Consider the following 12,265-nt stretch of genomic DNA (forward strand, 5'->3'; position numbering starts at 1 on the left):
GGGCATATCCGGCCCGCCGTCACTGCGCGTCCGCCTGGATTTGATAGCCGCGCGGCGTGATCATCAGGCCGTCACGGCAATAGGTCGCCTGGTTGCCGACAATCACCAGGCAGGTCATGTCCACCGGCGCGAAGTCCATATCCCCGAGCGTCGTCAGCCATTTTTCCTGTTTTTTACGCCCGGCGGCACGTACCACGCCCACCGGCGTGTGCGCCGATTTATAACGGCCCATCAGGGCAAAGGCGTTGGCCAGGTGATCCGGCCGGCCGTGGCTGCGCGGATTGTAAAAGCAGATCACGAAATCCGCCTGCGCCGCGCACAGGATGCGCCGTTCAATCACCGGCCAGGGGGTCATCAGATCGCTCAGGCTGATATGGCAAAAATCATGCATCAGCGGCGCGCCCAGCAGTGAGGCGGCGGCGGTGCTGGACGTGACGCCGGGGATAAGCTTCAGTTGCACATCCAGCCCCTGCGCCGTCACCAGTTCCAGGATCAGGCCCGCCATGCCGTAGATGCCGGCGTCCCCGCTACTGATCAGCGCCACCTTTTGGCCGGTGACCGCCAGATCGAGCGCGGCCTGGCAGCGTTCGATTTCCTTGCACATGCCGGTCTTGATCACCTGTTTGTCGCCGGTCAGGTGCTTGACCAGGTGGGTATAGGTTTTGTAGCCGACGATAATGTCGGCGTCGCGGATGGCGTCAAGCGCCTCCAGGGTCATCGCGGCCTGGCTGCCCGGGCCGATACCAATCACATACAGCATCAGCAGGAAACTCCTAAGGTTATGGTCACGCCCTGGGTACGCAACGTATCGCCCACCAGGCGGCCGTTGCTCATCAGCCAGGCGACGGGTTGGGAGACGCTGCCGATGCCCACCACGCGCTTCACGAAGTCCGAACCGGGGAATCGGGCGGCGGCCGGTTTCAGGGCATCGACGGAAAAAATCTCGAACGGCACGCAGCATTGATTGGCCAGATGGCGCAGCGCGGGTTCGTCGCGTTTAATCGCCACGCTGCCGATGGCGCGCAGCGCCAGCGGGTCGATATGCAGTCCCGCCAGTTGCCGCGCCAACAGGTTCGCCACGGTGGACGGCGGCGTGTCGCGGCGGCAGCCGATACCCGCCACCACACAGCGCGGCACCAGTTTGTACACCGGCACCGGCACCTCCGGCACGCTGTCGTGCAAACTGACGTACAGCAGCGCGTCCAGTTCGGGCAAATCGTCCAGATCGGTGACCAGCACCAGGCCGCGGGTATCGCAATACTCTTCCGGCCAGCGCATTTTTATCGTCGCCAGCGACGTCTGGTCCCAATACAGCCCGACGCGCCCGCCGCACACCAGCAACTGGTTGAGCTTTTTCACCGTCTGGCGAAAATCCGTCATGGTGGCGTTCAACTGCTGCGCCAGGATATCCACCGCGGCCAGCTGGTTGACATCGGTCGCGGTGGTGACAACGGGCGTGGCGCCGATCAGCCCGGCGATATAGCCGGTCAGCGCGTTGGCGCCCCCCATATGACCGGACAGCAGGCTGATGGCATGGTGGCCGCGATCGTCGATCACCACCACCGCCGGATCGCTGAACTTATCTTTAATCAGCGGCGCGATAACCCGCACCGTGAGACCGGTGGCGCAGATAAATATCAGCGCCGAATACGTATTGAACACTTCCGCCACCGTATGGGACAGCGTGCCGTGAAACGCATCAAATCCCGGCTCCAGCAAACTCTGGCTGGTAAAACAGGTCATCGGGATCAGCGCCGACAGCCGTTTGGCCAACTGAACGCCGCCGGGGGTCAGGCAAAACAGGGCGACCGACTCAGGCTTGACGATATTCATGGGTGAATTCCGCGTGATACAGTTTGGAGTAGTGGTATTCGTCGCCCAGGAAGGCGCCCACCAGGATAAGCGCCGTCTTGCCGATGCCTGCCGCGCGGACCTTGCCGGCGATATCCGCCAGCGTGCCGCGTACGGTTTTTTCCTCCGGCCAGGTGGCCTTGAAAATCACCGCCGCCGGCGTGTCGCTGGGATAACCGCCGTCCACCAGCCGCTGCGCCACGCGCTCTATAGCCTGTACCGACAGGAAAATGGCCATCGACGTGCGATGCGCGGCAAACGCTTCCAGCGCTTCCAGCGCCGGCGTCGGCGTGCGCCCCTCCATACGGGTGATAATCAGGCTTTGCGCCACTTCCGGCACGGTATACTCCACGCCAAGCTGCGCCGCAGCGCCGAGAAACGCGCTGACGCCGGGCACGGTGCTAAAACCGATATTCAGCAACGCCAGTTCTTCAATCTGTTCGCGGATCGAGCCGTACAGGGATAAATCGCCGGTTTGCAGGCGCACCACCAGCTTGCCGGCGGCGATACCCTCGCTCATATGGCCGATAATCTGCCGCAGGTTGAGACCGGCGCTGTCATAGCAGGCCGCGCCCGGCTTGCAATAGTCCAGCAGCGCGGGGTTAATCAGCGATCCGGCGTAGATCACCACGTCCGCCGCGCATAACAGCCGGTAGCCTTTCAGGGTGATCAGTTCCCGGTCGCCCGGTCCTGCGCCGACAAACCAGATCAGCCGGCGGTCAAAGGGCTCTGTCATGAGTGTTCTCCTTGAGACAGGAAATAATAAAAGCGGGATTGTTCGGTTTAAAAAAGTGTCCGCTGCCCAGCGGGGCCAGGCTGGCAACCTGCATCTGGACGCAGTCCGCGCGAACGAAGGGCGCCTGGCGCAGCGCGCCCAGCGCCTCGCCGAGGTTCTCCTGCAAAATCAGGTTAATCACCAGGCGTCCGCCCGGCACCAGCAGTTCACCGGCCCAGCCGATAATCGCCGCCAGGTTGCCGCCGCTGCCGCCGATAAAAACAGCATCGGCGCTTACCGCCAGCGGCAGCGGCGCGTCGCCGGCCACGATGTCCATACGCTCGTCCAGGGCGAATTTGGCGCTGTTGGCGCGAATCAGCGCCAGCGCGTCGGGATTGCGCTCCACCGCCATCACCCGCAGCTGGGGGTAGCGGCTGGCCGCCTCGATGCCGACGCTGCCGGTACCGGCGCCGACGTCAATCAGCAGCCGAGCCTGCGCCAGCTCCAGCCGGTCCACCGACGCCAGCCGGATTTCGCGTTTGGTCATCGGCACCGGGCCGCGGATAAATTCTTCATCTCTCATCGAGGATCACCACCACGTTCATTGCATAATGCCGCGCCACCTGCGCGGGCGGCAGCCGGTGGATACGTTCATCGGGGTAGGACAGGTTTTCGCCGATAATCATGACCCGCGGCCGCTCGCGCGCCAGGATCTCGCGGGCGATTTCATAAGGACCGATGCGTTCGTCGGTGACCATCGCCACCCTGGGGTGCAGCAGCAAAAAATCAAAATCAGGCGCGCGGCCATGGCTGCTGGTGAGATAGACATCGTTCATCGCCATGCGCAGGCGTGAAAACAGGTATTGCACCGCGCTGATCCCCGGCTCGATATGCAGGTTTTCCGCCCCCATGCGCCGGCTCAGGTAATCGCCGATGCCGTACAATAGCGGGTCGCCGGAAGCCAGCACCACCGTGTCCACGTCGGGATGGGCGTCCAGCCAGGCCGCAAGCGCCGCCAGGGACGGGCCGAACGGCCGCTTTTCGCCCTGGAACCCAGGAAAACACGCCAGCTGGCGCGGGCTGCCGATCAGCACCGAACACTGCTCGATCAGCCGCCGGGCGCCGGGCGTCAGGTAGCGGCCATCCCCCGGCCCCAGCCCGACCACGCTTAACCGGGGCGCGTGCCGGTGGCCGTTATCGTCAACCCTCCTGTTCATCGGAAGGCATCTCTCAGTTGCGCCGCCGGCCGGCTGCTGCCGAGGATCTGCTGATCGAAGGAGAACAGCAGCGCATCGCAGCGGGGCGGCGTAGAGGAAAAACGCAACAGCTCGGCCATGCGGGCGGCGACGCGCGCGGCAATGGCCGGGTATACCCGCTGCCAGCCGGCGGCGTCGATTAACGCCATCGCCTCCTCGGTGGTCACGCACGCCGCCACCTGATGCATTAGCGCGTGGGGGGCGTCGCACAAGGCCAGCCAGGCAATCAGCGTTTCCATGCGTCCGTCGGCGATATGGCTATGGGTATGGAAGATCCCCGCCGCCACCTTCACCAGTTTGCCGAAATGGCCGACCATCAGGATCTGGCGAAACCCCAGGCGCTCCGCCTCCTTAAGCATATAGCCGACAAAATTGCTCATAGTGACAACGTAACGTTTATCGATGCCCAGCCGTTCGCCGACGAAACGCTCGCCGTGGTTGCCCGGCACCAGGATCACCCGGTCCATGCCGTCGGCGCGCTTCATGCCCAGCTCAAGCGACAGGGATTTCTTCCAGCTTTCCTCCGACATCGGCGTCACGATGCCGCTGGTGCCGATAATGGAAATACCGCCCAGGATGCCCAGGCGCGCGTTATAGGTTTTCCGCGCCCGCGCTTCCCCTTCCGGGGCGAAAATCTCCACATCCGCGCCGCGATCCGGCCCGATGACCTCGCGCACCGCCGTCTCGATGGTATGACGGGGAGTGTTGTTAATCGCCGCCTGGCCGATAGCCAGGCCGATGCCGTTGCGGGTTACCCGGCCCACGCCGGCGCCGCCCTCAATGATAATGGCGGCATCGGCGCGCAGTCTTAAGCGGGCAAAAATCAGCATGCCGTCGGTGGCGTCCACGTCATCGCCGCCGTCCTTGCGAATGGCGGCGGTGGCCTCGCCGGGGCTTATCAACGGCAGCTCGACGTTCAGGCACAGCGTGACGCCGGACGGCGTCACGATGGAAACGGTATCTATCACCTGCTGGCGCAAAAGCATCTCGGCGGCGACTTTAGCCGCCGCGGTGGCGCAGGATCCGGTGGTATACCCCTTGCGCAGCGCCCGGCCATTGTGCCAGACCACGTCGTCCATCATGCCTCCCGCAGCTGATAAAGGAGGGCGTTGACGATGGCCGCGGCGATATTGCTGCCGCCTTTGCGGCCCAGCGCGGCGATGCAGGTCAACGGGCTGTCGGCCAGCGCCTGCTTGGATTCGCTGGCGCCGACAAACCCCACCGGCACGCCTATCACCCCCTGCGGCCGGTAATCCGACCGACCGACATGCTCCAGCAGGCGAAACAGCGCGGTGGGCGCGTTGCCGAACACAAACAGGCTGTTGTCCGGCTCCCGGCCGGCGCGCGCCACCACATAGTCCACCGCCGCCATTGAGCGCGTCATGCCCTGCGCCCGCGCCTGCTCGGCAATACCGGCATCGCCGATATAACAAGCCGCTTTACCGCCCAGCTGCGCCAGCGCGGTCTTATTGATGCCGGACAGCGCCATGGTGGTATCGGTATATATCGTGCAGCCCCGGCTCAGGGCGTCGGCCATGCGTTCAGCCGCGCCGGCCGAGAAATGCAGAATATCCAGCCAGTCGAAATCGGCGCTGGTGTGGATGGCGCGCAGGATGATTTTTTCCTGCCAGATATCCTGGAAACGGAAATCGGGACGCTCGCGGGCAATGATCTCCCGGATAATGGCAAAACTGGTGCGCTCGATTTGTTGCGGTTGTTTGATATAACTCATTCGCGTTACAGCTCCGGGCCTGCGCCCTGTTATACAGCCCTGTTAAGTCTCACCACCACCCTAATCCCGCGCCGCCGGCGCGGAGCAGGCACATCGTCGCCAGCATCAGCGCGGAGGCGACATACATCAAGCGGATACTGTGGATGATGTCGCCAAGGGCAATCTCGCGCCGCGCCTCGCCAATCCAGGGTTTTTCCACCCGGATGCTGAAATAATCATTGGGTCCGCCCAGCCGCACCCCCAGCGCGCCCGCCACCGTCGCCTCCGACCAGGCGCAGTTCGGGCTTTTATGCTGATAGCGATCGCGCCAGCCAATGCGCCAGGCGCCGCGCCCGTCCAGACGCAACAGGCCGGCGGCCAGCGCCAGCAGCAGCCAGCCCAATCGCGCCGGCAGCCAGTTGGCCGCGTCGTCCATTCGCGCCGATACGCAGCCGATGGCTTCGTACTGCGGCGTGCGGTACCCCACCATGGAATCCAGGGTATTGACCGCCTTATAGGCCATCGCCAGCGGCACGCCGCCGATAAACAGCCAGAACAGCGGCGCTATTACGCCGTCAACGCTGTTTTCCGCCACCGTTTCCACCACCGCGCGCATCATTTGCGGCCGCGTCAGGTGCTGGGTATCGCGGCCGACAATGTAGGACAGCTGCCGGCGCGACGCCGCCAGGTCGTCCGCGCGCAGCACGTAATAAACCGCCATGGCGGCATCGCGCAGGCAGCGGGTCGCCAGCAGGGTGTAGGTGAGCCAGGCGGTGGCCAGCCACTCCAGCGCGGGCGAAAAGGACAGCAGGCGCAGCAAGGCCCAGGTCAATCCCCCACTGCCGCCCACCACCAGCAGCCACAGCGCGCCGCCGCCGATATACAGCGCCCGGCGGCTACGGCAGCAACGGCGGATAACGCGTTGCAGGCCCGTGACGGCATGGCCTATCCAGCGCACCGGATGCGGCCAGTGCGGCGGATCCCCAAGCCACAGATCCAGCAGGTAGCCGGCGAGGTAGGCGCTCAAGGTCATAGCAGCTCGCATCCTTTATCCAGCCAGCGCCGCAGCAAGGCCGGGCGCTGGTAAAAATGCACATGCAGGTAGCTGGCGAGAAGCGTGGCGTCGCCATAACCGCCCGGCCACTGTTTTACCTCGCCGCCGGCGGCGCGTTTGGTAAGGGTAAACAGCGGCGGCTCATCGGTGATAAATTCGGAATGGTGAAATTCGTGACCGCGTAACGTTTCTCCCCTGGCGGTCAGCAGATTATCGGCCAGCGCCCGCCCCTCGCAATAGCCGAAACGCTTGAGTCCCTCGCTCATGCGGCTGACGCCGCGCAACAGGCCGACCATGGGGAAGACGCGGCCCTGCTGATCCTCCAGGGAGGTCCCCAGGTACATCAGCCCCCCGCATTCGGCGTAGATGGCCGTGCCCTGCAGACCGGCCCGCAGCAGCGCTGCCCGCATCACGCCGTTGGCCGTCAGCCGGTCGGCGAAGAGTTCCGGAAAACCGCCGCCGAGGTAAATCATCTGGCATGCCGGCAGTTCCCGATCGTTTAGCGGGCTGAACGGCACGATACGCACGCCGATATCGCGCAGGAGCTGCAGATTATCCGGATAATAGAAATGAAACGCCTCGTCCTCGGCCAGCGCCAGCGTCAGCTGCGCATAACGCGGCGCGGCGGGCGGCGCGGGCAGGCGGCCCGCCGCGGGCTGGCAGTCGGCAAGACGCAGAAGACAATCGATATCGATATGCTGTTCCACCGCATCCGCCAGTTGGTCCCATTGCGCCTCCAGGCGCGGGTTTTCCTGCGCCGGCACCAGGCCCAGATGCCGGGAGGGCAATGCCCAGTCGCTGAGCGGCGGCAGATACCCCAGCACCGGCAGATCGCAGTAGCGGGTAATGGCGGTTTTAATCAGGTTGAAATGATTGGCGGAGGATACCCGGTTTACGATAATGCCGGCGATGTTGACGGCGGGATCAAACAGTTGAAAGCCCAGTACGGTGGCGGCGGCCGAGGTGGATACCGCCTTGCCGTCGATAATAAGCACCACCGGCACGCCCAGCTGCTTGGCCAGCGCGGCGCTGCTGCAGTCGCCGCCGTCGCTGCCCAGGCCGTCGTAGAGTCCCATGACGCCTTCGATAACGCCCACGTCGGCAGTTTGCATATGCCGGTTAAACAGGCCGTTAAGCGTGTCAGCCCCCAGCATATAGGCGTCCAGGTTATGCGAGGCGATGCCGCTGACCGCCTCATGCCAGCCGGTATCGATATAATCCGGCCCGCACTTGAACGGCTGCGCCCTGAGGCCGAGCCTGGCCAGCACCCGCAGCAGGCCGAGCGTCAGCAATGTTTTCCCGGTCCCGCTTTGCGCGCCGCCAATCAGTATCGCTTTCATCCGTATCCCGTAATGCCAGGGCGGGCCGAACGGGATTGTCGTAAGCAACGGCGGCGGAAAGGCGCTATCCCGACGCAGTCGTTAGGACAACCCGCTTCCCACCGAAGGAGTTGTTACCGAGCCGGTACGGCTCTTGTTATCAGGCAGGTCTTCTGGCTTTGCGTCATCCTCCTCCGGCCCTTCCCAATCATTTTCGATCAGTGGTGACGCCGGATTCGTCGGCATTACAGCAGCGGGGGCTGCGGAGGATTCACACCTCCTTCCCTGACGGCCTTGCGGCGCGTGCAACCTGGTAACATTGGCATTGGCGCCGCGCGGAAATGGCAAATCGTTGCCGGCGGCGCCCCTGTCATCGTTAATCTAAAGTATCTGGGGAAAATATACCCCGGATTGGATCAAAAAAAATGTTCGCCGGCGGTGATTTGATTAAAATTTATTGTCGGGGGATAACACTTTTTAGCTATCGGCAATTAGCCATGCCACGGCATGGCGCGATGAGCGGCCATTTTCAGCGGCGAAAGCCATAGCATTAAATAGCGTTGTTTAAATTTAAAAAATGAGATCACGATCGGCTGGAAATAATAACGTCACAATAATTAAAGCGACAAAAGGGAAAAAGGATTAATTACGCGGCATGGCGATATTTTTCGCCGGGCTGTTATTCAGCGCGGATAAACGCTGCTCACGATACGCCTGGGGGGTAATGCGATAGGCCTGGCGAAATACTTTGCAAAAATAGCTGGCCTGGGAAAAACCGAGGTTGCGCGCAATGACGGCGATGGACCAGTCGCTTTGCTCCAGCATCTGGCGCGCGCTTTCCATACGCTGCTGGTTCACGTAGGCGTTAAAACCCACGCCTTGGTATTTTTTGAATAATTTGCTGAAATAATAAGGGCTGAGATAGACCATCGCCGCCACGTCCTCAAGACGCAGGTCCTCGGAGTAATGACTGTCGATATAACGCAGCACCTTTTTCATTTTGCCGTCATGCGCGCTTGGGATCGCCGCCCGGTGCCCGGCGCTCGCCGGCGCGTGTTCTTTAATCACCACGAAATCAAGCTGTTGCTTAAGGTAATTATCAACGATGATTTTCAGCAGATCGGCGGAAGACAGCAGCCGGTCGTAATCGATAACCGGAATGTTCTCGAAATGCTCGGCCAGCACGCCGTTCTGGCGCCAGGTGAAGGAACTGCTCTCCTGCACTTCGGGCAGCTTGACGGTATCATTGATGCGCACTTGGCCGCACAGCACAAATCCCACCAAATGGCCGCCGATGACCAGGGGAATGGAAAAATCGGTCAACCCGGCGTGACAGCGGTAGATACAGGGCTGATTGGATTTAGAGGCTTCAAGTCCGCCGCAGCGGTCGCTCATGCGGCAGCGGCGGCCCATTTCCGGATCCTGGCGCAATGATTGGCAAAACGGGGTGAAATGATATAAATCCGAAACTTCCTCGCCGTGGATATTGACTACCACTACAGCCAAATTGGTGGCATTAGCGAAATCATGCGCGATTTTATTTATCAGTTCTGAATCCATAAAACTACCGGAATTCATATTATGCCCTCTCGCGCTTTACTTATTTTTAATAAACCAGTAACAAAAAAGATATATTTCGCCTGATTGTTACGTTTTAATGAAAGATGCAGCGATTACGACGCAATATCTTAAAGCCGTTTGGGATTTAATCATTTTTTCCTTATTCAAAACCGTGCTCTATCACACAATTATAGGATTGCGCCGGCACCCGGTCCTGAAGCCGGGTGCCGGCCGGGTTGCCCGGGGTTTAAGATTGCAGCGGCGGTTGTCCCGCCGCGTCCTGTTTAATATTGCCGGGCAAATGGGGCGCTATCAGGAAGCGGTATACCGCAGCGCCCAGGATCGCCCCGACGATGGGGGCGGCGATGGGCACGATAAAGTAGGGAATCTCGCGGCCTCCGGTCATCGCCACCTCGCCCCAGCCGGCAAAAAAGGTGAACAGCTTGGGGCCGAAGTCACGCGCCGGATTCATGGCGAAACCGGTCAATGGCGCGGTGGACGCACCGATCACCGCCACCAGGATACCGATCAGCAACGGCGCCAGCGGACCTTTGGGCACGCCGTTGCCGTCATCGGTCAGCGCCATGATAAGCCCCATCAGGATGGAGGTGATGACGGTTTCCACCAGCGCGGCCAGCCCGACGCTGATGGCGCTTGCCGGATAAGTGGAAAAGATGCTGGCCAGGAACAGGCTCTCCTGGCTGCCGCGCACCATCTGGTGGGCCTGCTCGTAGAGGCCGAACATATTATGGTACAGCAGATAGGTCAGCGCCGCGCCAAAGAAGGCCCCCGCCACCTGGGCCAGGATATAGGGCAGCACTTTCCTGCCCTCGAAATTAGCCAGCAGCCACAGGGCAATGGTTATCGCCGGATTCAGATGGGCGCCGGAAATACCCGCGGTCAGATACACCGCCAGCGCAATGCCCAGCCCCCACACCACGCAAATCTCCCACAGGCCGAAGCTGGCGCCGGCAAGCTTGGCCGCGCACAGCACGCTGGTGCCGAAAAACATAAACAGCCCGGTACCGAGCAATTCGGCAACACATTGCCCTTTTACCGTTCGTAGAGTGTCGCTCATCGTAATTTTCCTGTATGAGGTCGAAATGAAATAATTATTAGCGTGAAATCGCATTGCTTCCGACTGACATTTTGTCTATTTTTAAAAAATGTTTTAATGAACATAAGGCCTTCAAGGCAATACGCTATATGCCCCCATGGCGTTTAGCAAAGTTATTTATCAATCAAATGAGATCTCGCCTGCAATTATCTTTTTACGTAACAAAAACAAGACATAAAATTTCGTTTTTTAAAATATAAAATAATCGCCACAGTCGATAATTTTTATGGGTCATAGGCGCTGCAAGCCTTGCCGTGCAAGGCATTGCCGTTTTTTCGCCATACTACATTATTGCTCTGGCATTATTTTTTACCGTTAACGTGTCGCCGGCAAAATCACAGCCTGGCCTGAATTTCAAGATCAATTATTGAATTATGGAAGGTAAAAAATTAATTGGTGTTATTGCACAAGTCGATAAAAACCAGCCAGGGCGCCGCATTTTCAAACTGAAATGACAATTTTTTGCTATGCCACCGCCAATCATTTCTTCTATTTTCACCCTAATCAAGCCACTATTTTTTATCGCTTATGCGTATATTTTACCTCGGACATCCTCAGAATTTTAATGATTGGTCGAGGTAATAAAAATGCAACAAGAAGCCCTGGGCATGGTGGAAACCAAAGGTCTGACCGCCGCGATTGAGGCGGCCGATACCATGGTGAAATCGGCCAATGTGTTATTGGTCGGTTATGAAAAAATCGGTTCCGGTCTGGTGACGGTTATCGTGCGCGGCGACGTCGGCGCGGTGAAAGCCGCCACCGATGCCGGCGCCATGGCGGCGGCCAACGTCGGTGAAGTGATCGCCACCCATGTCATCCCACGTCCCCACGCGGATGTGGAGAAATTTTTGCCTAAAGGTACCCGCGAATGAACACCGATAAGGTCATCGAGGCGATCCTGGCCCAGGTGATGGCGAAAATCGGTGACGACGCCCCCGCGGCGCCCCCTTCTCTCTCCCCATTGGAACGAGGTCCGGATATGTCGGAAAACACCTGTAACCTGACGGAATTCGTCGGCACGGCCATGGGCGACACCATCGGTTTGGTGATCGCCAATGTCGACAGCGCAGTGCTGACGGCGATGAAACTGGAAAAACGCTACCGCTCGATCGGTATTCTCGGCACGCGCATCGGCGCGGGTCCGCACATTATGGCGGCGGACGAGGCGGTCAAGGCGACCAATACCGAAGTGGTCAGCATCGAATTACCCCGCGACACCAAAGGCGGCGCGGGACACGGCTCGCTGATCATTTTCGGCGGCGAGGACGTGTCCGATGTGAAACGGGCGGTGGAAGTGGCGCTCAAGGAACTGGACCGGACGTTCGGCGACGTCTACAGCAATGAGGCGGGCCATATCGAGCTGCAGTATAGCGCCCGCGCCAGCTACGCGCTGGAAAAAGCCTTCGGCGCGCCGATCGGCAAAGCCTGCGGCGTGATAGTCGGCGCCCCCGCCGCCATCGGCGTGGTGATGGCCGATACGGCGGTGAAATCCGCCAACGTCGATGTGGTTTCCTACAGCTCCCCGTCCAACGGCACCAGCTTCAGCAACGAAGTGATCCTAGTGGTCTCCGGCGATTCCGGCGCGGTGCGCCAGGCGGTGACCTCCGCCCGTGAAATCGGCAAGACCCTGCTCGGCACGCTCGGCGCGGTGCCGCATAACGATCGTCCGTCTTATATTTAAC

General features: G+C 60.5%; 13 protein-coding genes and 1 riboswitch. Of the genes, 2 read left to right on the forward strand and 11 right to left on the reverse strand.

Going from position 1 to position 12,265, the window contains the following annotated elements; all coding sequences use genetic code 11:
- Positions 1-19: 19 nt before the first annotated feature.
- The 11 genes from ACL2XM_RS09505 to ACL2XM_RS09555 all read right to left on the reverse strand — a co-directional run bounded on the left by ACL2XM_RS09505 (position 20) and on the right by ACL2XM_RS09555 (position 10,544).
- Positions 20-760, reverse strand: coding sequence for a precorrin-3B C(17)-methyltransferase (locus ACL2XM_RS09505; RefSeq protein ID WP_413722839.1), 741 nt, complete (start codon positions 758-760; stop codon positions 20-22).
- Positions 760-1,833 carry a cobalt-precorrin 5A hydrolase gene (gene cbiG / locus ACL2XM_RS09510; protein WP_410015122.1) on the reverse strand — a complete coding sequence of 358 codons (1,074 nt, stop codon included), beginning with the start codon at positions 1,831-1,833 and terminating at the stop codon, positions 760-762. The genes ACL2XM_RS09505 and cbiG overlap by 1 nt, the downstream gene beginning before the upstream one ends.
- Positions 1,814-2,587, reverse strand: a complete 774-nt coding sequence (locus ACL2XM_RS09515; protein WP_410015123.1) for a cobalt-precorrin-4 methyltransferase — start codon at positions 2,585-2,587, stop codon at positions 1,814-1,816. Before ACL2XM_RS09515 ends, cbiG begins: the two co-directional genes overlap by 20 nt.
- Positions 2,571-3,149 carry a decarboxylating cobalt-precorrin-6B (C(15))-methyltransferase gene (locus ACL2XM_RS09520; RefSeq protein WP_410015124.1) on the reverse strand — a complete coding sequence of 193 codons (579 nt, stop codon included), beginning with the start codon at positions 3,147-3,149 and terminating at the stop codon, positions 2,571-2,573. Before ACL2XM_RS09520 ends, ACL2XM_RS09515 begins: the two co-directional genes overlap by 17 nt.
- Positions 3,139-3,783, reverse strand: coding sequence for a cobalt-precorrin-7 (C(5))-methyltransferase (locus tag ACL2XM_RS09525; RefSeq protein WP_413722838.1), 645 nt, complete (start codon positions 3,781-3,783; stop codon positions 3,139-3,141). Before ACL2XM_RS09525 ends, ACL2XM_RS09520 begins: the two co-directional genes overlap by 11 nt.
- Positions 3,780-4,904, reverse strand: coding sequence for a cobalt-precorrin-5B (C(1))-methyltransferase CbiD (gene cbiD / locus ACL2XM_RS09530; RefSeq protein ID WP_413732784.1), 1,125 nt, complete (start codon positions 4,902-4,904; stop codon positions 3,780-3,782). The genes ACL2XM_RS09525 and cbiD overlap by 4 nt, the downstream gene beginning before the upstream one ends.
- A complete protein-coding gene (locus tag ACL2XM_RS09535; protein ID WP_413722836.1) occupies positions 4,901-5,554 on the reverse strand; it encodes a cobalt-precorrin-8 methylmutase in 654 nt (217 codons plus the stop codon). The genes cbiD and ACL2XM_RS09535 overlap by 4 nt, the downstream gene beginning before the upstream one ends.
- Before the next feature lie 49 nt (positions 5,555-5,603).
- The gene (cbiB, locus tag ACL2XM_RS09540; protein WP_413722835.1) at positions 5,604-6,566 is read right to left on the reverse strand and encodes an adenosylcobinamide-phosphate synthase CbiB; all 963 of its coding nucleotides are present in this window, start codon (positions 6,564-6,566) and stop codon (positions 5,604-5,606) included.
- Positions 6,563-7,927, reverse strand: a complete 1,365-nt coding sequence (locus tag ACL2XM_RS09545; RefSeq protein ID WP_413732785.1) for a cobyrinate a,c-diamide synthase — start codon at positions 7,925-7,927, stop codon at positions 6,563-6,565. Before ACL2XM_RS09545 ends, cbiB begins: the two co-directional genes overlap by 4 nt.
- 124 nt (positions 7,928-8,051) lie before the next feature.
- A riboswitch (cobalamin riboswitch) is annotated at positions 8,052-8,235 on the reverse strand.
- A gap of 313 nt (positions 8,236-8,548) precedes the next feature.
- The gene (gene pocR, locus ACL2XM_RS09550; protein ID WP_410015130.1) at positions 8,549-9,484 is read right to left on the reverse strand and encodes a transcriptional regulator PocR; all 936 of its coding nucleotides are present in this window, start codon (positions 9,482-9,484) and stop codon (positions 8,549-8,551) included.
- A 229-nt stretch (positions 9,485-9,713) separates the two neighbouring features.
- Positions 9,714-10,544, reverse strand: a complete 831-nt coding sequence (locus ACL2XM_RS09555; protein WP_413722833.1) for an MIP/aquaporin family protein — start codon at positions 10,542-10,544, stop codon at positions 9,714-9,716.
- A gap of 626 nt (positions 10,545-11,170) precedes the next feature.
- Here ACL2XM_RS09555 and pduA point away from each other — a divergent pair.
- Both pduA and pduB read left to right on the forward strand, forming a co-directional pair.
- Positions 11,171-11,455, forward strand: coding sequence for a propanediol utilization microcompartment protein PduA (gene pduA, locus ACL2XM_RS09560; protein WP_331119187.1), 285 nt, complete (start codon positions 11,171-11,173; stop codon positions 11,453-11,455).
- Complete coding sequence (gene pduB / locus ACL2XM_RS09565) at positions 11,452-12,264, forward strand: propanediol utilization microcompartment protein PduB (protein ID WP_410015132.1); 813 nt, start codon at positions 11,452-11,454, stop codon at positions 12,262-12,264. The genes pduA and pduB overlap by 4 nt, the downstream gene beginning before the upstream one ends.
- Position 12,265 lies beyond the last annotated feature (1 nt).

It is taken from the genome of Sodalis sp. RH20 (assembly GCF_047324205.1).
In the GTDB taxonomy this organism is placed as follows: Bacteria; Pseudomonadota; Gammaproteobacteria; order Enterobacterales; family Enterobacteriaceae; genus Acerihabitans.